Origin of the sequence: Psychrobacter nivimaris, from assembly GCF_904846365.1 — a bacterium.
In the GTDB taxonomy this organism is placed as follows: Bacteria; Pseudomonadota; Gammaproteobacteria; order Pseudomonadales; family Moraxellaceae; genus Psychrobacter; species Psychrobacter nivimaris_B.
This window is the reverse complement of record NZ_CAJHAL010000041.1, coordinates 1-20,222: the sequence shown is the minus strand read 5'-3', so window position 1 is coordinate 20,222 and position 20,222 is coordinate 1. Positions and strand designations below refer to the sequence as shown.

The 20,222-nt window shown below is 42.5% G+C and carries 16 protein-coding genes; 9 read left to right on the top strand and 7 right to left on the bottom strand.

The window, feature by feature from the left end:
* Positions 1–117: 117 nt before the first annotated feature.
* On the top strand, positions 118–666 hold the full coding sequence (locus JMX63_RS13170; RefSeq protein ID WP_201572857.1) for a DNA-methyltransferase: 549 nt from the start codon (positions 118–120) through the stop codon (positions 664–666).
* A gap of 5 nt (positions 667–671) precedes the next feature.
* Here the strand turns inward: JMX63_RS13170 and JMX63_RS13165 are convergent, their stop codons facing one another.
* Both JMX63_RS13165 and JMX63_RS13160 read right to left on the bottom strand, forming a co-directional pair.
* Positions 672–1,691, bottom strand: coding sequence for an aminotransferase class IV (locus JMX63_RS13165; RefSeq protein WP_201572855.1), 1,020 nt, complete (start codon positions 1,689–1,691; stop codon positions 672–674).
* A gap of 3 nt (positions 1,692–1,694) precedes the next feature.
* Positions 1,695–2,357 (bottom strand): hypothetical protein, encoded by a 663-nt coding sequence (locus JMX63_RS13160; RefSeq protein ID WP_165598150.1) that lies wholly within the window; start codon positions 2,355–2,357, stop codon positions 1,695–1,697.
* 496 nt (positions 2,358–2,853) lie between these two features.
* Between JMX63_RS13160 and aroE the strand changes: the two genes are divergently transcribed.
* Entirely contained in the window at positions 2,854–3,717 is an 864-nt protein-coding gene (gene aroE / locus JMX63_RS13155; RefSeq protein ID WP_201572853.1) for a shikimate dehydrogenase, read from the top strand.
* A gap of 31 nt (positions 3,718–3,748) precedes the next feature.
* On the opposite strand, the gene JMX63_RS13150 is transcribed toward aroE, so the two are convergent.
* Positions 3,749–4,870 carry an FUSC family protein gene (locus tag JMX63_RS13150; RefSeq protein ID WP_201572851.1) on the bottom strand — a complete coding sequence of 374 codons (1,122 nt, stop codon included), beginning with the start codon at positions 4,868–4,870 and terminating at the stop codon, positions 3,749–3,751.
* A 381-nt stretch (positions 4,871–5,251) separates the two neighbouring features.
* On the opposite strand from JMX63_RS13150, the gene JMX63_RS13145 reads away from it, so the two are divergent.
* Positions 5,252–7,072, top strand: a complete 1,821-nt coding sequence (locus JMX63_RS13145; protein WP_201572849.1) for an acyl-CoA dehydrogenase C-terminal domain-containing protein — start codon at positions 5,252–5,254, stop codon at positions 7,070–7,072.
* Between the two features lie 122 nt (positions 7,073–7,194).
* On the opposite strand, the gene JMX63_RS13140 is transcribed toward JMX63_RS13145, so the two are convergent.
* Positions 7,195–7,569, bottom strand: coding sequence for a 5-carboxymethyl-2-hydroxymuconate Delta-isomerase (locus tag JMX63_RS13140; RefSeq protein ID WP_201572847.1), 375 nt, complete (start codon positions 7,567–7,569; stop codon positions 7,195–7,197).
* A 204-nt stretch (positions 7,570–7,773) separates the two neighbouring features.
* Positions 7,774–8,262, bottom strand: coding sequence for a Cys-tRNA(Pro) deacylase (gene ybaK, locus JMX63_RS13135; protein WP_102090904.1), 489 nt, complete (start codon positions 8,260–8,262; stop codon positions 7,774–7,776).
* 247 nt (positions 8,263–8,509) lie between these two features.
* Between ybaK and plsB the strand changes: the two genes are divergently transcribed.
* Entirely contained in the window at positions 8,510–11,332 is a 2,823-nt protein-coding gene (gene plsB, locus JMX63_RS13130) for a glycerol-3-phosphate 1-O-acyltransferase PlsB (protein WP_201572845.1), read from the top strand.
* Between the two features lie 103 nt (positions 11,333–11,435).
* On the opposite strand, the gene ettA is transcribed toward plsB, so the two are convergent.
* Positions 11,436–13,097 (bottom strand): energy-dependent translational throttle protein EttA, encoded by a 1,662-nt coding sequence (gene ettA / locus JMX63_RS13125; protein ID WP_057757965.1) that lies wholly within the window; start codon positions 13,095–13,097, stop codon positions 11,436–11,438.
* A 449-nt stretch (positions 13,098–13,546) separates the two neighbouring features.
* Here ettA and JMX63_RS13120 point away from each other — a divergent pair, with 449 nt between their 5' ends.
* The 4 genes from JMX63_RS13120 (at position 13,547) to JMX63_RS13105 (ending at position 17,197) form a co-directional block, all read left to right on the top strand.
* A complete protein-coding gene (locus JMX63_RS13120; RefSeq protein WP_201572843.1) occupies positions 13,547–14,794 on the top strand; it encodes a flavin reductase family protein in 1,248 nt (415 codons plus the stop codon).
* Positions 14,795–14,896: 102 nt separating this feature from the next.
* Complete coding sequence (locus tag JMX63_RS13115) at positions 14,897–16,252, top strand: fatty acid desaturase family protein (RefSeq protein WP_201572841.1); 1,356 nt, start codon at positions 14,897–14,899, stop codon at positions 16,250–16,252.
* Between the two features lie 200 nt (positions 16,253–16,452).
* Positions 16,453–16,746 carry a GNAT family N-acetyltransferase gene (locus tag JMX63_RS13110; protein ID WP_201572839.1) on the top strand — a complete coding sequence of 98 codons (294 nt, stop codon included), beginning with the start codon at positions 16,453–16,455 and terminating at the stop codon, positions 16,744–16,746.
* 157 nt (positions 16,747–16,903) lie between these two features.
* Entirely contained in the window at positions 16,904–17,197 is a 294-nt protein-coding gene (locus JMX63_RS13105; protein ID WP_057757953.1) for a 4a-hydroxytetrahydrobiopterin dehydratase, read from the top strand.
* Between the two features lie 133 nt (positions 17,198–17,330).
* Here JMX63_RS13105 and JMX63_RS13100 read toward each other — a convergent pair whose 3' ends face one another.
* Positions 17,331–17,486, bottom strand: coding sequence for a DUF1328 domain-containing protein (locus tag JMX63_RS13100; RefSeq protein WP_082624527.1), 156 nt, complete (start codon positions 17,484–17,486; stop codon positions 17,331–17,333).
* Between the two features lie 502 nt (positions 17,487–17,988).
* Here JMX63_RS13100 and JMX63_RS13095 point away from each other — a divergent pair.
* Entirely contained in the window at positions 17,989–19,275 is a 1,287-nt protein-coding gene (locus JMX63_RS13095; RefSeq protein WP_201572837.1) for a saccharopine dehydrogenase family protein, read from the top strand.
* The last annotated feature ends 947 nt before the right edge of the window (positions 19,276–20,222 follow it).

Sequence of the window (20,222 nt, the reverse complement as noted above, 5' to 3'; positions counted from 1 at the left end):
TAAAAAGTGGTCGATGCCAATCCGTAACTGGACGTCTGCTCTGAATCGTTTTATGATTATGTTTGATGACCGTATCAGTAAGCATTTAATCTAAATGGCAGTTACACAGAATCTGGGATGGTCTCTACACACCATAATATTTTTACCTTAGGACGTATTTTACCGCAGCTTGGTTTTAAGATACTTAATGTTATAACTTGGGAAAAAACCAATCCACCACCCAACTTTTCTTGTCGGTTTTTCACTCATTCTACAGAATTCATTATTTGGGCAAGAAAACACCCTAAAGTACCGCACTACTTCGATTACGATTTGATGAAGAGACTCAATAACGATAAGCAAATGAAAGATGTGTGGCGCTTGCCAGCAATTGCTAAGTGGGAAAAATCTTGTGGTAAGCACCCTACACAAAAACCTTTGGCTTTACTAGCTCAAATTATTTTAGCCTCTACTAAGAAAAATGCAGTGGTTCTCGACCCTTTTTCTGGCTCTGCGACGACAGGTATTGCAAGTAATGTCTTAGGAAGACAATTTATTGGTATTGAACAGGAAGCTGAATACCTACAACTTAGCCAAGCGCGTTACGAAGACCTAAAACAAGAAGGAAGAAAAGAGTTTTTCAAACAGCATTTCTATCGTTTATTAAATAAAGAGAGTAATAACTAAACGGATTAAAAATCCACAACATCACCTGACAATAACGTCAGACTGCTCATTGGCATGATACCGCGCAGTGCATTGCAAAAGAATAACTGCGTTAACTTAGGCAAATCTTCATCTTGTAGCGACCTGATTATGACTGGATATTGCGTCGTAGATAGTGCATCTATAATTACCTGACGCATGACGCCAGCGACGCCCGATTGAGCCATAGAAGGGGTGTACCATTGACCAGTGGTTAAGTAATCTTCATCATCTTTACGAACGCTAGAGCTGGTTTTGGATTCTGATAGTGGTGCTTCTGCCAATTGATAGAATACATTACTCATCGTACCCTCAACCCACTGCCCGCTCATATCACGTAGCAGTCCTTCACCAAGTGTTGAAGCAAGCTTTGATGCCAATGGCTCAGCTTTTATCTGCTGTAGCTCACCACTAGCGAGAACATTGTCTAAGCGATTAAGGCTCTTGAGACCTGCTAGCGGTGGCGGTAAGCAAGCAATCTGAGAAGCCAAACATATTGCCGAAGCATTAGGTTGGATAGGTACTAAGTTTCCATCAGGCAAGGACAATTGCAGTGCAGTAGAAACTCGCATTGCGGTAGCCTTTAGCCATATCTCACAGTCGCTACCATTTGCATTAGGTGTATAACCATAACCGCGTATATTCTGCGCAGCGCGAGTGACTACTAGCTTGAGCATACCCTGATCTAACTGCTGGGCATACAGTTGCAGTACGGCTAATAGCTCTTCGCTGTTTATATTTAGCTGCAAGGCTTCAGCATGAGAGACGAGCCGCTGATAATGATAGTCTGACCATAGTATCAACCCATCGATGACACCCATGGTGGTAAAAAAACCATCAGCGTATGCCAGCCCGCGATTATCTAAAGACATTGTTACCGTTTGGCTGGTTGTCCTGTTATCTTCAATCACACTGCTGTCTTCGGTCAAACTACTATCATCGGTCACCCTGTCGCCTTGTGGGTACAGACACACCCAACCGTTTGGTACTAACGTCGTATCGGTCATAATTTAGCTATTGTCTGTTTGAGCAGCGGCTTTATTGATAACCAGCATGCAGCTATAAAACTCGCATTTTGCTAGCTCTATTTTTTGTCCACCGACGATTCGGTTTTTGATGATTTGGCTATTGAGCATATCAGCAACCATTTTTCCGCCATCATCACCCATCAATTGACGCGATAACTGATAGGCTTTTTTGGCGTGGTTTTGGCTCAGCTCTTTTTCTTTGTCTGTGTCAGTAGGATTGGCATAGTACCAGCCAAGCTCTAGATATTTTTCAGAGTCGATGATATCTAGATAAGGCGCGTCCGTTTTCATAAAGCGATATTTCGCCGCTGGATTACTGGCATAGTCTAGGCTGTTTTCGTCAGTACTCATCACTTCGCCAAACACAGATTTTATACTATCTAACTCATCCACCGCGAGTGACTCAACCTTATCAGTACCCCATGCTGCGACATCATATCTCACTGGTGTGCCTTGCTGAGCAGTGGCACCGTCTAGGTCAGGATTGTTTGCGCTGTCCTGTACTGGCTCATTCGTTGTTGCCTGCTCAGTAGTCTCCGCATCTGGATTTGGAGCATCTTCTTTGGTGCTGTCACAGCCACTGAGCGTCACACCAACTGCCATTATCGTACCGACTAGAAGGGTCTGTAGGTTAGGATTCCACATGGATAATTTACTCACACTTTTAGATTGATCTCGAAATAGTATTAACGAGCTGGCAGGAATGCCGCTGATAACGAATAGTTTTCAATAAAGAGCATATTTCACAAATATTATAATCTAGCAGTCATTACAGCATATTGATATAGGTTTCCATGTTTTATAGTTTACCCAACTGCTCAGCACTTGACTACCTTTTACGTTACGCGGAGCACTCCCCGAGAGTACAGATTTGTTAAATATATAACGTACCAAAACGACCTTCTCTTCAGTAGAAAGTAGAAAACTGCCTGCGTACTAATTACCTAAAGCTGCTTCAATATCATAATTTATTTTCAAAAGCGATAAGGCCGCTTCTGACTAACGCTATCACTTCCTAATCATTGATTGGTATTGGTGATGGCCTCTTGGTTTGTCAATCATAGCGTTATCCCTTATGATGATTGAGCGCCACTTATTGCTTCTTTGATAGTATTTTTATTTTCTAGCCAGCGGACTATTTATGACCCAACACTTTATCGTTATTGGCAATCCAATCGCCCATAGTAAATCTCCTGAGATTCATGAGCAGTTTGCTATCCAAGCAGGAATTGATATTAGCTATCAACGTCAGTACTGTCCTGATGATGCCGCCAGTTTTACGGCTGTCGTTGAGGCGTTTTTTTGCGGTGGCGGTGTGGGCGCTAACGTGACAGTTCCTTTTAAACAAGTTGCTTATGACTGCTGCGCGGCGCGTGGTGGTCTATCAGCACATGCCAAGACGGCAGGTGCAGTCAATACGTTACTATTGAACAAAGCACTACTAGAAAGCGGCGTGCCAATCACTGATGCACTCTATGGTGATAACACGGATGGACAAGGACTTATCAATCACATTATGAGTATGGACTGGCCGCTGACCGATGCTCGTGTGGCGCTAATAGGTGCAGGCGGTGCGGCGCGTGGCGTAATATTGCCACTATTTGAAGCGGGTATTAACTCTCTCACGATTGCCAATCGCACCGCGTCTAAGGCAGCCGATTTGGTAAATGAGCTAAGTGCAGCCAGCTCAGTGATTGATGACCAAAATATCGAGGTTTGTGCGACCAATGAACTCAGTGGCGCTTTTGACATTATCATTAATGCCACTTCTATTGGCTTGTCAGGTGATACGTTGCCGTTGGATGATGCTCTAAACTGTCAGTACGCTTACGACATGATGTATGGTCGTCCGCTACCATTCTTGAAGCATTTTGCCGCTCGTGGCGCACAGACCTCTGAAGGCTACGGTATGCTTATCGGTCAGGCCGCTTTAAGCTTTGAGCGTTGGACTGGGCATACTATCGATGTAGCACAAGCGACAACAGCGTTAAATCAAGACCGTTAATCAAAGAGAAATCTTTGTAAAGCTATGACTATTAACTAAAATGTAGTAATAGCCAATTTTCAAAACGGCGTAGCGGTACACGCAATCGCGTAGAGTGTATCGCTAGACCACCACTCAATCCAATCACGCAGCCGAGCGCCGTATCAATCATACGCGCTTGGATAACGTCCCCAGCGACGGGAGGCACTGACATCGTACTACCATACTCGGCGATAAATATCGTCAGCGGCGTGATAAATATCACCGCCAGTCCATAATGCCGATCGACAAACGATTCAATCAAAAACATCATACATAGTATTGCTATAGCGATGCCCCATCCTGATAGTCCCCAAGACAGCATCCAGCCCGCCACGCCCATGCCAGCCAACGTACCCAATAAACGGTGCAACTGTTTGATCCACATGGTTCGTAGCTGCATACCTTGGATGATAATAAAGCAGCTCATCGCTGCCCAGTAGGGATAAGGCAGCTCTAACAGAACAGCAACGACCAACGCCAAACTAACGAAACTTACCACGATCAGACTATCGCTAATCATATCAGGCTGATAGTCATAAACAGGTACAGAAGCAACAGGACGGGCCGCCAATAAGAACAAACTATAGAGTAGCGCTAGCAACATCGAGGAGCCACTACCCAATATCACAAGCCCTATCGCTGAGAGCACTTGATCAATTGGCACGGGGATAAATAGCGCAATCGCACCCGCCATCAATACAAACAATCCCGCTGGTGGTGGTTGCCGATAATAACGACCTAACATCACCACGCTAATCCCAATCAGCATAAACACAGGCAGCCGCAACACTGGCATCAGCTGCGCGATCAGCCCCAGTGCAAAGCTGAGTATCATCGCAAACCCCCAAGCCATGACCGTCACTAGCCGATGTGGTAGCCCGCCTGTAAATGGTAGGTTTAGAATAATCATCGAGCCTAGCGATGCTTTGATACCTGAAGACAAGTCACCAAAATAAGCCCCTACAAACACCGGAAAGCTAATCGCAATCGCCGCGATGATGGGCATATGCCATGGTCGCTGACTGCGATTGACTGTGAGTAAATGATTCAGCTCACCATCGATTAACCACTTGATACGAGTTAATAATGCGCTCAACCAAGAGGTTCGCTGTTGCTTTTTTGAGGTGCTCATAAATGGCTTTCCTATTTGATAAGTCCATTTTTCTTTGAATTTAAATGAGTCTACATAACCCTTTATAGAATAATTTCAAGCGAAGATACAATTTACCTATACAAACTAAAATGAATTAATAACATAATTAATCATGAATAATAGTTATTAGTTGTATATTTGTCGCTGTTTAAGATTTATAATCATATCAACGCCATAACAGCTGTCCGTCGCTAAAGACGTTCTAATAACTAATACACTGGAAAGCTGTCCACTAACAACTCACTTGATGACTAATATAACGTCTAGCTCATCCAAAATAAGTAAATATCGCTTACATAAGTTGTGACTCAAATATTGCGCCATAAGTCTATGATAGCGAACTAACCAAAGAGAGCGATTATGTTAACTTACAAAGCCCCCTTACGTGATATCAAATTTTTGATTAATGATGTATTTGACTATCAGACGCATTATAAAAGGTTAGACAACGGCGAAAACGCTGATCCTGAAACTGTAGACATGATTCTACAAGGTATGGCTGATTTTGCTGAAAACGTCATTGCCCCGCTCTATCAATCAGGTGGTGAAGAAGGCTGTCATTTTGAAGATGGCGTCGTGACCACACCAAAAGGCTTCAAAGAGGCTTATGACCAGTTTGTAGAAGGCGGCTGGCAAGGTATTTCATATCCTGAAGAATTCGGTGGTATGAATCTGCCAACGTCAATCAACCTTATCAAATCTGAGATGATCGGTACTGCTAACTGGTCATGGTCAATGTATCCTGGTCTATCAACAGGTTGTATCAACACGCTGCTTCAGTACGGTACTGACGAGCAAAAAGCACTGTATTTACCTAAGTTGGTCGAAGGCTCATGGGCAGGTACCATGTGTCTGACTGAACCACAGTGTGGTACAGATTTGGGTCAAGTTAAATCGAAAGCCATTCCACAAGATGACGGCACCTATAAAATCAGCGGTACCAAAATCTTTATCTCAAGCGGTGAGCATGACTTAACAGATAATATCGTTCATATCGTTCTAGCACGTCTACCAAATGCGCCAGAAGGCACGCGCGGTATCTCATTGTTCATCGTACCAAAATTCACCCCGAATGCTGAAGGTGAAGCTGGCGAGCGCAATGCCGTAGTTTGTGGTTCAATCGAACACAAAATGGGTATCAGCGCATCTTCAACGTGTGTATTGAACTTTGACGGCGCAGTCGGCTATCTAATCGGCGAACCGCACAAAGGCCTAAAAGCCATGTTCACATTCATGAACACGGCTCGTATCGGTACTGGTATCCAAGGTCTGGCGCATACTGAATTGTCTTTCCAAAACGCTTTGCCATATGCCAAAGAACGTCGCTCTATGCGTACGCTATCTGGTACTAAAGATCCTGAAAAAGTAGCTGATGCGATCATCCATCATGCCGACGTACGCCGTATGCTACTGACGCAAAAAGCCTTTGCTGAAGGCGGTCGCTCAATGATTTATCATTCAGCACGTTATGCCGACAAAATGGCACAAGGTATTGTCAATGGCGATGATGAAGAGTTCGAAAAGTGGGACGACAAATTGGGCTTCTATACGCCAATTCTAAAAGGCTTCTTAACTGAGCTAGGTATCGAAGCTGCTAAGCATGGTCAGCAAGTCTATGGTGGTCACGGCTACATCAAAGAATGGGGCATGGAGCAAATCGCTCGTGATGCTCGTATCGCAACGATGTACGAAGGCACCACTGGCGTACAGGCGCTTGATCTACTAGGCCGTAAGGTTATCTTGCAGTCTAAAGGTAAGATTATCCGTGACTACACGTCAAGCATCATGAAATGGTGTGGCGAGTATGCTCTTGATAAAGAAATGCGTAAATTCGTTTGGGCACTAACCAAACTGTGTGCTGAGTGGAATACCTTGACGGTACGCTTGATGTTGATGGCACGTAAAGACCGTGAAATTATCTCAGCAGCGTCAGAGGACTTCCTAATGTACTCAGGCTATGTGATGATGGGTTATCATTGGGCGCGTATGGCAGCAGTAGCTTATGAAAAGCTAGAAAATGGCGGCACAGAAGCACCAGAGTTCTATAAAGCAAAAATTCAGACTGCTGAATTCTACTTTGATAAGTTACTACCACGCACGTCTGGTCACGCAGAAGCGATGGTTGCACCAAGCGAAAGCATGACATCAATGGAAATCGATCATTTTGCTTTCTTAGATTAAAATTGACTAGAACTGCATCGATAATCAATAAAAAGCGCCTATCATTTAGGCGCTTTTTTATGCTTAACTGAAAATATACTTATAAATAATACAAAGCAACTAGCAGATTTAGGCAGGTACTGTTAACTACCAGGCATTTTCTTATGATAGACCGCACTTATCTCTTCAACTTCTACACATATCTGCAGTGCCGCACGTCCTGACTGCTCTGCGCCTATTTTTTCCTCGATAGTAGCAACCAACAGCTCAGCCAATTGATCACGAGTGGCCATATCACGTCCACTCATTAGCTTTAGGTGAGCATAAATAAATCCATTGGCCTGCTCATCGTCTTCAACACCTACTAGAAATGACTTAATAGGTACAATACGTGCTTTGATATCAGTAGGCAGCTTAAACTGGCCACTATCCCATAATGCTTTGTTTAGCGATTTGAGCAATGATTCTTCGTGAGCGATACTGACGTTGGGTGTCACTTGAATGGTTAAATGTGGCATGAGCATGTCCTTAAATGTAGATAAAAATAATAGATAAACCGGCGTATAAGTCTACGCCTCATCGCTATGGTCAATCTACAACAATCTTGCGCCAAAGTATTTTCAATACAAGCGAACCCAGTATAGATTACTCATAAATATGCTTAGCGAAATTGTCGACATGGCGAATTTATAATAGGCAGATGATAGCCACCGTATAACATTTTACTCATCAGTAATACCACTAAAGCAAGCATCAAGCGTCGCGGCCAACTGTGCAGGCGGCAATTCAATCTCAAGACCGCGGCGGCCACCACTTACATAGACAGTGGCCTGATCTTGAGCTGTACTATCTATCACGGTTTTTAGTCGCTTTTTTTGACCCAGTGGACTGACGCCACCCAACACATAGCCTGTGCTACGCTCTACTTGTTTGGGGTCAGCCATCTGTACTTTTTTGCAAGATAGCAATTTATTAGAAGATAGCGCCTTAGCCATTTTTTTAAAGTTAAGTGTCTTGTCGACTGGCAATATCGCCACAGCAAGTACACCCGTATCAGTGGTCACCACTAGAGTTTTAAACACCTGTGTCACCGCTACGCCAAGTTTTTCTGCGGCTTCTAAACCAAACGATACGGCATTGCTGTCGTGAGTATATTCGTGTACTTGGTAATCAAGGTTACGTTTTTTGGCAAGATCGATAGCTGGAGTCATAAGTTTTAGGCTTAATAAAATGAAATTGAAAAATAGACGCTATATTTATGAGTCATCGGTGATATAAATATATTATTACCCTAAACATGTGAACTTTCAAATGTTTGAGCATTTTGTATAATTGGTCACTCACTACAGCGTAACCAAACCGTATTAATATTGGTAGTATATACAGACACTATATATCGCTTTGGTGGCTTTTATGGCATCATAAGCGCAACATATTTGACTATTTTTGATACTGATTATGATACCGAAGTTCTTAAAAAAACGGATTTTTAAAGCGCCGGTCGCGACTGACAGCACTGCTAAAGCTGATGGCGTCGCGACTGATGGCACTGCTAAAACTGATGGCAATGCAATCGCTACTAAGCCTTATTCTAATGCACCGATCAATCAGCTGTATCGTAAGCTGTCAGGTCAGATGCTCGATATCGCCGTAAAACCTAAGCTATTAGGTGAGCTACCTGAGTTCGATAATGATGATCAGACGCTACGGTTTTATGTATTACAGGACTATTCTCGTTCCAACAGTATTCTGATCGACTTGCAGACGCAAGAGCACAACTTACCGCCTGCACTGGTTGGAGTAAATGATGCCGCCCATAATATTAAAGAAAATGCGGCCATCATATTTTTGAATCACCCAAGTGCCAAAGACAGCCAATTGTCTCCTCGCCTTTCTCGCTTAGTGTCTGCTGTATTGCAATATCCGGAGTTAAAGGTACGTCTAGTGCCCGTATCGATTCTGTGGGGACGCGCACCTGAAAAAGAAGATTCGCTATTTAAGCTATTAACTGCCGACAACTGGCAAGACCCTAGCATTACCAAGCAACTATTTAATATCGGGGTGATGGGCCGCGACACTTTTGTACAGTTTCACCCACCGCAAGACTTACGTACTATTATCAATGATAATCTTAAAGGCGATGTGGAAGGACCTGCTACCTTTGACTCAGTTGCTACAGATGCCCTTAAAGCAAATTTAACAGTTACAGATTCACTCGATACAGAGTCAATAGCTACTAACAGTGATGCCGCAGCTGACGCTGAGCAAACGCCAAGTTATGCGCTAGTCGCATCAGCTGATAGTAATCGTGAACTGGTTCGTATGTTGCAGCAGCAATTGTCGATTTATTTAGATAAGCAGCGCGCTAGTATGCTTGGCCCAGATCTATCAGATAGACGTAACTTGGTAGACAAACTGGTGTACTCGCCAGCTATTAAGCATGCGATTGAGATGGAAGCGGCCGAGAAAGGGACTAGCGTTCGAGAAGCTCGCAGTCAGGCCAGAGGCTATGCTAATGAGATGGTCAATGACTACTCTCATTCCATTATTAGAGGCTTTTATAAATTTTTGACATGGTTGTGGACGCAGTTGTATGACGGCGTAGAAGTCCATCATTTCGAGCGAGTACGTGACCTTGCGACCGATTATGAGCTGATTTATGTGCCTTGTCATCGCAGCCATGTCGACTATCTATTACTGTCTTATGTCATCTACAAGCGCGGTCTGAGTATCCCTTATGTCGCAGCAGGTGACAATTTAGATGTACCTGTATTAGGCCCACTATTACGCGGTGCCGTTGCTTTTTATATTCGTCGTAGCTTCCGTGGCAACGCGCTGTATACTGCTGTACTGCGCGAATATATGCATACCCTTATCACGCGCAACACCCCGATTGAATACTTTATCGAAGGTGGTCGCTCACGTTCAGGTCGCTTGCTACCGCCAAAAATGGGTATGCTAGCGATGACCGTCCATAGTCAGCTACGCCAAACCAATAAGCCTGTAGTATTTATTCCAACTTATATTGGTTACGAGCGCATTATGGAAGGCGGCACGTATGTCGGTGAGCTAAAAGGTAAACCAAAAGAGTCGGAGTCTTTGATTGGACTACTTAAAGTTGGCCGTAAAATCGAGCGTATCTTTGGTAATGTGCACTTGAGCTTCGGTACGCCATTGCACCTTAGCGATTTTATGACAAAGTTCGATGTGCCAGCCAATAGTTTGCCATCTGATCGTACTGACTCGCCGCTTGATGAAAAGACCAGCGCTATGGTTGATAACATCGGTGTGAAAGTCATGCAGCATATCAATAAAGCTGCGGTTGTAACCCCTGTCTCGCTACTGTCATTAGTTTTACTATCGGCACCGAAAGCGGCATTGGATGAAAACATTTGTCGTGAGCAAATTGCTTTGTATCAAGGTCTGGCTCAGCAGCTGGTCTACTCGGATGATACGGTTATCACTGACATGACGCCGCAGCAAATCATTGATTATGGTATTAAGCTAAAACTTATTGAGCGTACGCCGCATATCTTGGGCGATATCATTCAGGTCGCAGGTAAGCAAGCAGCGTTACTCAGCTACTTCCGTAACAACATTTTGCATGTCTTTATTTTGCTGTCGTTCCTGTCTGCGCTAGTCGCACGCAACGGGCGTATCAAACGCAGCCGTCTCGATAGTATCGCTGAGCAGCTATATCCGTTCTTACAAAGTGAGCTATTCTTATATTATCCAGCACATGGCTTGGCTGATACGCTTAATAAGAAAGTGGATAATCTGCTGTCTCATGGACTCATCGTTGATTTGGGTGATGATACGCTCAGCGTGCCTGAGTCTAATAGCAAGCACTATCAGCAGCTACAAGTGCTGGCGACACCAGTTGGACAAAGCCTTGAGCGTTACTTTATGACGCTTGCTCTACTTGCTCAGCAAGGCTCTGGTAATTTAACTGAAAACGAAGTTGTGGACCTGTGTCATCTGCTTGGGCAGCGTTTGTCTGTGCTCTATGCAGATGATATTCCTGACTTCTTTGATCGCGCCTTGTTTACCAGTTTCATCAGTGCGCTGACTCGTCTTGACTATCTGCAAAAAGACGATGAAACAGGTATACTGACTTTTGATCATCGTATTAATGACATCGCTCATCATGCTAAGTACGTACTAACGCCTGATATGATGCAAATCTTGCAGCAAGTCGCTAGTTTGGACGAAGAAGAAATCACTCACGCTATTACTGAGATTAGTAATAAAAAGCAGCGTAAGTTTGGGCGTAAGCGTTAATTTTAACAACTACCCATACCCTTTAAGATTTTAAGCTAAACAAAAAAAGACCGCTAACAATTAGCGGTCTTTTTTTAGGATTCGACTATATTAAACAGTCGTATTAGTTAGTAATTTTCTTATACTTGGCACGTTTAGGACTGGCATCATCACCCATTGTCTTTTTACGATACGCTTCAAACTCAGTATAGTTACCATCGAACCAAACTGGGCCTTCTTCTTCGAATGCCAAGATATGAGTAGCGATACGGTCAAGGAACCAGCGATCATGCGAGACGACCATGACCGTGCCTGGGAATACTTGAATCGCATCCTCTAGCGCACGTAAGGTTTCGATATCCAAATCATTTGATGGTTCATCGAGGAGCAATACGTTTGCGCCTTGCTTTAGCGTCTTCGCTAACTGCAGACGGTTACGCTCACCACCTGATAATTGACCGACGTGTTTCTGCTGGTCTGAGCCTTTGAAGTTGAAGCGACCGATATAGGCACGGCTTGGCGTGGTGTAATCACCAACCGTAATAATATCAAGGCCGTCCGAAACTTCTTCCCATACGGTTTTATTATCATCTAAGTGATCACGTACCTGACCGACATAGGCAACCTTGACACTTTCACCCAAATCGACTGAACCTGTATCTGGGGTATCACGCTCAGTAATCATGTTAAATAGCGTGGTTTTACCTGCACCATTTGGACCGATAATACCAACGATACCACCAGCTGGTACGTTAAAGCTTAGGTTTTCATATAGCAGACGATCGCCAAATGATTTAGAGATGTCATTGATCTCAATAACCTTGTTACCCAAACGTGGGCCAGGTGGAATATAAATCTCAGAGGTCTCATTACGTTTTTGGAACTCAGTTGAGTTCAATTCTTCAAAACGCTGTACACGAGATTTAGACTTAGCCTGTTGGCCTTTTTGGTTTTTGCGAATCCACTCAAGCTCTTTTTTCAGCGCTTTAGCAAATGATTCTTCTTGCTTATTTTGCTGCTCTAGACGCGTGTTCTTTTGCTCTAGCCACTCAGTATAGTTGCCTTCATACGGATAGCCATGGCCACGGTCAAGCTCCAAAATCCACTGAGCAACATTATCCAAGAAATAGCGATCATGGGTAATGGCAACGATAGTACCGCTGTAGTTCTGCAAGAACTGCTCTAGCCACGCAACAGACTCGGCGTCCAAATGGTTGGTTGGTTCGTCAAGTAATAGCATGTCAGGGCGCGACAATAGTAGACGGCATAATGCCACACGGCGTTTTTCACCACCTGATAGTTTGCTAACGTCCGCATCCCATGGTGGCAGACGGAGCGCATCGGCTGCTTTTTCTAGCTGGTTGTTTAAGTTGTGCGCATCCCAAGACTGGATGATATCTTCCATCTTGCCTTGCTCTTCAGCAAGCTTATCAAAATCAGCATCAGGCTCTGCGTATTCAGCATAGATAGCATCTAGACGTGCTAGCGCATCTAGCGCTTCGCGCATACCGTCTTCGACATTACCACGAACGTCTTTACTGTCATCTAGCTGTGGTTCCTGCGGCAAATAGCCAACTTTGGTACCTGCTTGCGCGCGTGCTTCACCACTAAACTCAGTATCCACACCTGCCATGATACGTAGCAAAGTTGATTTACCTGAACCGTTGATACCTAAGACACCAATTTTGGCACCAGGGAAAAACGATAGGTTGATATTTTTTAGGATTTCACGCTTAGGGGGAACAAGTTTTGACACGTTGTTCATCGTGTAAATATATTGAGCCATTAACACTCCGATAGACTGCATAGAAGAGAACAGCAAATGCAACTCAGCGATGATGCCAAGCGTGCCGTACCTCAAAATCAGGGTTACAAATTATAGGTCATTATCGCATTGTGGCGCATGCCCTGCAAGCTGACAGGTTGTTTTACCAGTTGTTTTACTGTTTTTGACAGCAGGCTATGGCCTTTAGTTATAAAACTCGCTTTAAAAAATAACTCAAGGAGTCTTATCTTAATGAACTAACTTAACATTTTGATTCATTAGCGTTTTATAAAGACCACAAAAAATAGCATCAAAACTTTCGCAAATTTAATCAATAGCCGTTAGCATGTTAGTGTGGCTTAACAAGGTCGAGTAGATCCGTTTGATATTTAATTATCAAAATGATTGATAACCTGACTTTGTGTTCGTCTCAACACCTACTTTATAGCAATCATACAGGTACTGATAATATGGCCAACGGCTATCGCCCTGAAATAGTTCAACGTGCGTTTGTCGATTTTATCGGATCGCGCTTACATCCGTTTTGGTCATTGACGACCCCTAAGTTACGGTTGATTGCACGGCATGCTCTTAATGATGACTTGGTTGCGGTCCAGTTCGAAGGCAATCATGCTTTTAAACGGCAAGCACTTGATTCAGACGGCGGTTGGCATGGTGGTCAACACATCAATTTAACGGCCGTTATTGATGCAATTTACCATCAGCGCCATTACTCGTTGGTAGGATTGCCCAACCAATCCTTATCTTTGCAATCGGACATCGACAATAGTGAGAGTAGTGAAAATAAACAGTTACAGTCGAATATCATTACCATTGCCATCAAACCTCAAGGATTGGTCTCCAACTATCTAACACAGCAAGCACCACTGGGCACCATATTCGATAGTAGTTTGCCCAGCGGCGACTTCACCTTAGCACAGGCAAAGCTTGATGCACAAAGTGCTAACCGCTTACTTCTTGCACCCTCATCGCTACTGTTTATAGCAGGAGGCAGCGGCATTACTCCAATGCTAGGTCTTATCACACAAGCCTTATCGCAAGGCCATACGGTCACATTGTTGTATTACAGTCGCATGCCACTGGCAGAGACGCCTTTTTTGAAGCACTGGCAGCAATTAAAAGACAGTTATCCAAACTTTACTTATCACTTTATCAATACAGAAGACCCTGATAGTTATTTGGCAAGTACGCGACATCTAAGCGCGGAAAGCTTGTTGGCACTTAATTTGCCATTAGTAGATACGCAGATATTTGTTTGTGGATCGCAGGCATTATTAGCCGGACTATATGATGCTGTTCAAGCAATTACATCATTAGATATGGACTCACTGAAAGACAAACGCTCGTTGCACGACAATCTTATATTCGAGCGTTTTGGCAGTCTGTCACATGAGCTTGCTATCAATGGCAATAGTCATAATACAAACAACGAGAAAGATGATATAGCAACGCAAACGGTCTATTTGCGCGGTCGACAGCGACAATTTAATACCAATACCACGTTACTCATCGGTGCCGAGCAAGCAGGTATAACTCTCAGTTATAGGTGTAGACAAGGTATCTGTCAGCTGTGTCGCTGTAACAAAGCCAGCGGCGTGGTCAAAAATATTGAGACGGGAAAAATAAGTAGCGATGGCTATGAATCGATTCAAACCTGCATCAATATTGCCATGACAGATGTGGTGTTAGATATATAAGATGATTAAAAACCATGAGTCAGATTGTCCAATAAAATCTAGACATCTGATGAAACCAACCCTATGACATTCGATATTAATAGCCTTAGTTAAGGAGTTTCTATGCGTTTATTACCGCCTATATTCACTGCACAGTCTGCCGTATCTGCATTTTCGACAGATACGAATATTCAATCGAAACAAAATCTCTATCCAACATTGACGGGTGCGCAATTACCAAAAGACCAAAGTGACGCGCTAGCCGATGAGTTAAACACGCTCTACCAAAGCGTCATGGATTCACTGGGTAGCGATGATGCGCGTTATATTCAACGTGTACATGCCACTGTAGTCTATAGCGAGATTATCTCTCGTGGTTTACTCGCAGCGGCTGGGCGTATGCCATCGAAACGCAGTCTGGTCGCTACTTGGCTACTAGGTACGTCTTTACTTAGCTTTAGCAAAATATTGAACAACATGGAGCTAGGCCATAACGTTATGCATGGTCAATATGACTGGATGCAACACCCGCACCTTAATAGTCAAAAATTCGACTGGGATATTGTCTGCCCTGCTCCATTATGGCAACACTCACATAATTATTTACATCATACTTTTACCAATATTGTAGGCCGTGATCATGACGTAGGCTATCACTTGATTCGAGTGACTGATGAGCAGCCTTGGACGCCAGAAGATCGCTACAATATGTTTAGTACAGCGGTACTGGCATTTGGATTTGAATGGGCGGTAGCCTTTCATGACATCCAAATCAGTGCAGATGAATACGCTGACTCCCCTGATCTGCACAAAATCATGCAGCAAAAGTCTCGCGCGTTATTTGCCAAAATTGGACGACAAATAGGCAAAGACTATATTGCACTGCCGTCTGTGGTAGCGATGGCGCTAGGTCGTCGTAGCGCCTTTAGTACGCTGAGCGGCAACATGACTGCCAACACTGTCCGAAATCTATGGACGTGGGCAGTCATTTTTTGCGGCCATTTCACTGAGCAAGCGCATATCTATACTCATCTCGATGCCAATGAAAGTAAAGGCGATTGGTACGTACGCCAAATCCTTGGCTCTAGCAATATCAAAGGCAGCAAATGGTTTCACCTTTTGACAGGTAACTTGTCTCATCAAATTGAGCATCATATATTTCCTGATATGCCAGCTGGCCACTATGCAAAGATTGCACCGCAGGTACAGGCCATATGCCGTAAGTATGGTTTAAGCTATAACACTGGCCACTTTGGCACACAACTCAAGCAAGTACTGGGACGTATTTATCACTTTAGCAAACCTAGTGAAAAAGAATGGCAAGCCTATGTACAGTCAATGGAAAATGCAGATAGTACTACTCATAAAGATGATAGGTCAGCGGCCGATTTAGAAGACAAATTAGCGATAGAAAACACTAGTGGTCTCACTCGCTTTTTACCCCCAGTCGTTCGTAAAGCCATATCCTATGCATGGTGACATATTCAGATTTGCAACTAGATACGGCCATGATAAGGTAGGACAACAAACATAGGTGACGTTAACAGTCGTCCTATCTACCATTACGGTAAATGTCTAGATACTTGAGCGTCAAAACTACATACTAAACTGGCACTATCAAAATTAATAAAACATTTAGTTCATAATAAAAATTCGATAATAAAAAATGGAGTATATTAATGAGTAACCAAAACTCTAAACCAAATCTAGACATTGTTCATAATCAAGCAGCAAAACGTTTTGAGACCTCTATCGATGGTCAGACAGGTTATATTAGCTATCAGGAAAGTGCTGACAAGTTGGTCTACGATCATACTATCGTACCGCAGCAGTTGGGTGGACGCGGTGTTGGTTCAGCACTCGTTAAGCACGCATTGAATTATGCGCGTGAGCAAGACAAGAAAGTGATACCACAATGCTCATTTGTCGCATCATACATTAGCAAACATCCTGAGTATCAAGATTTAATTTAATTGGCTACGTAGTTAGGTTCAATTAATTCGTTAACGAGACTCAATTAAGTGATATCGGGCGAAGCAGAAAAATATGTAGATATTTATTTCGCATAGGAGACATACCCCAGCACCACTTTTAATAAACCAATTCGACATAACAATAAAGGTTATTAATATGAGTAGTTTATCTGACAAACAAATCAATCTACAGCTGGAAGAGCTGGCTGGCTGGCAGCGTGACGGCAATAGCATCGTCAAGACATATCATTTCAGCGATTTTATCGAAGCTATGAGCTTTATGAATCAAGCGGCATTTCATGCTGAAGCGCTTGAACATCATCCTGAATGGCGTAACACCTATAATATCGTAGAAGTTCGTTTAACCAACCACGATACAGGCGGTATATCTAGTCTGGATATTCGTTTAGCCAAACGTATGGAGCATATTATTCAGCCCAAACGCTTATAGTAGCAAGTCTACAATGTATGCCTTAATGCCGATTATCCTAGCTCTGTACTGATTACCCTAGTTAAAGCAGACAAAAAAAGACCCTCAATTGAGGGTCTTTTTTATAGTAGGTATTTACAACGATAAGCCGTGTCTACATCTTACGACTGACAAAGGCAACGATAAACAAAATCACAGCGACTGCTAAGAAAATGTATGCCAAATTAGCAGACAATCCTGCGACACCGCCAAAACCTAGGAAACTCGCTAATAATGCGATCACTGCAAAAATAATAGCCCAACGAAACATAATCTTCTCCTCAAATAATGGTAAAAAACAGATATTAGAATTTATGTAGCATCTATTTAACTTGTTTTTATCTAATGCTAGTTATTACTGTTTACGCTTATAGATTAGCAATGTTCATCTCTAAAAAACGTTCATTTTAGTAATAATATCGGCAGGTTATGTAAAGTTTGTAGTAACTGTTAATGTCTCATACCTCTTTTTCTTTAATAGATGATATTTTCGAAATAGAATTATATTTCTGAACGCAGCGTTATTTCACTGAGAGTTCTTAAACTAAGCGCTTTTTACCTGAATGTACTTTTATTAGATGCTCTTTTACTGAACGCTACTCTTCCAACTGTATGCAGAACTATTTTAAATTCCTCACGTTATATGTGATGTTGTATGTGAGGTAGGCTGCAAACTATAAACTGTAGCGACCTCACAAACCTCTAACCTAATCAAACGACTTGGTTTATAGTTTACTATCCACCTATTCTCAAATCTATTAAGGACAATACATATGGATACCAATACGGATACTGAAAACCCTACACAAAAAACCAGCGGCGACACACGCCCTTATGCAGTCGTTCTATATGGTGCGACTAGCTTCGTCGGTCAGATCACTGCCCACTATTTAACCAATTTTTTGTCAAATAATAAGAACGAAGATGGCTCAGACGTATCATGGGCGATCGCAGGTCGTGATGAAGACAAGCTCAACAAGTTGCAGGCCAAACTTGAGAGCAAGGTAGACATTATTATTGCCAACAGTAACGATGCTGACAGCCTTGATAAGATGACAAAGCAAACTCAAGTCATCATCTCTACTGTCGGTCCTTATCTAAAGTATGGTGAGCCACTGATCAAATCCTGTGCTGAAAACGGTACGGATTATGTCGATCTTACTGGTGAGGCTATTTTCATCAAAGATATGATGGACAAGTACCAAGACACTGCCAAGCAAAGTGGTGCCCGTATCGTAAACTCTTGTGGTTTTGATTCTATACCTTCAGATTTAGGTGCGTACTTTACCCAAGCTAAGGCAGAAGAAAAGTTTGGCGAGACCTGTAATGTCATCCATATGCGTGTCAAAGCAGCGAAAGGTGGTATCTCAGGCGGTACTATTGCATCGATGGCATCGATATTTGAAGAAGCTGGTGAGGACAAATCACGTCGAAAACAAGTGGCCAATCCTTATTTGCTAAACGATGATACTGATGCACCAAACGTACGTCAGGACAATGTCAGCAAACCAGTATATGACAGCAATCATAAGCGCTGGTTAGCACCTTTCGTCATGGCAACCATCAATACGCGTATCGTCCATCGTACTAATCAATTGCTCAGCTATGAATACGGTCGCGATTTCAAATATGACGAAGCAATGTGGATGAAAGATGGCGTCAAAGGAAAACTGTCTAGCTATGCTATGAGCGCAGGCTTATTGGGCTTTGCCACTGCAATGATGATTAAACCAAGTCGTGAGTTACTGGCCAAGCACGTCTTACCAAAAGCTGGCTCAGGCCCTTCTAAAGACGAGCAAGAAAACGGCTACTTTGATATTCGTCACTTTGGACAAACGGCCAAAAATGACACTATTACCGTTAAAGTAACAGGTGATCGAGATCCTGGTTACGGCAGTACTTCTCGCATGATTTCGCAGGCGGCATTATGTCTGGCACAAGATATCAGCAAAGAGGACGTTGGCGGTGGGTTCTGGACACCAGCATCTGCGATGGGAGATAAGCTAATAACTCGCTTAGAAGCGCATTCTGGTCTTAGCTTTGAAGTGATTGATAGTTAATCTATTGAATGATAACAAAGGCTCAATGTTTTTATGACCGTATCTTGGTTTCGAGATACGGTTTTTTATTACCTACTTTAAAATTTCAGCTAGGATTAAATTGAGAACAACGTATTTTTTTGGTGAACAATGTTTCTGTTTCCCAATTATTTAATACTTTATGATACTAACTACTATAGTCAAGTCTATATAAATCCGCTACAGCGTCATCCTCGCTAAGCATACTAATGTATAACTTGCACTCGGTTTCCTTGTATCGAAATTATATTGAACTGACTATAATCTAATATTGCTACTATCGTTTCATAAATATTGTAGAAAAATTATATGTAAACATTAGTTTAATTAAATGTATATCATCAAAAAACTTATGTACTAAAATCTGATAATTATCTAAACACTGGTTTTGAATTATAAATAAAAACTACTGATGAAAGTCTCTGTAATACTGACAAATAGCACTCAAAAAACTATTAATAACAGTTATCTAAGTTCAAATAACAACTATGAGCAATCAAATATTCATATTCTCAATACTAGAGAAGTCGGTAGATATTTATTATTAACAGACTCACTTATTAACAGTTGTAATAACACAATCAACCTTTGCTACTAATGAGTTTTGGGGAGTATAGAAGTTAAAATATCAGCTAGACTTTAGGTATGGCAGTTTCATAACGTCACAAGAAAACATTAAACTGTTAGAACCTTAATGAGTTTGCTACTGAAATATAAACTACATCGTTGATAATTTGCATACAGTATTTACAGACACCTTTAAATAAAAACGGCTCATCATTAAATATGAGTTATCGTTTTTAACTATAGTCAATCCACAATAAAACTGGAACAGCCCATATCCTGAAACAGTTTAGGCAGATTATTCTCCATCCACCCTTGTCGTAGAAACTTTGCTTGCGCCCATTTCTTTTCAATAGGGTTCAGAT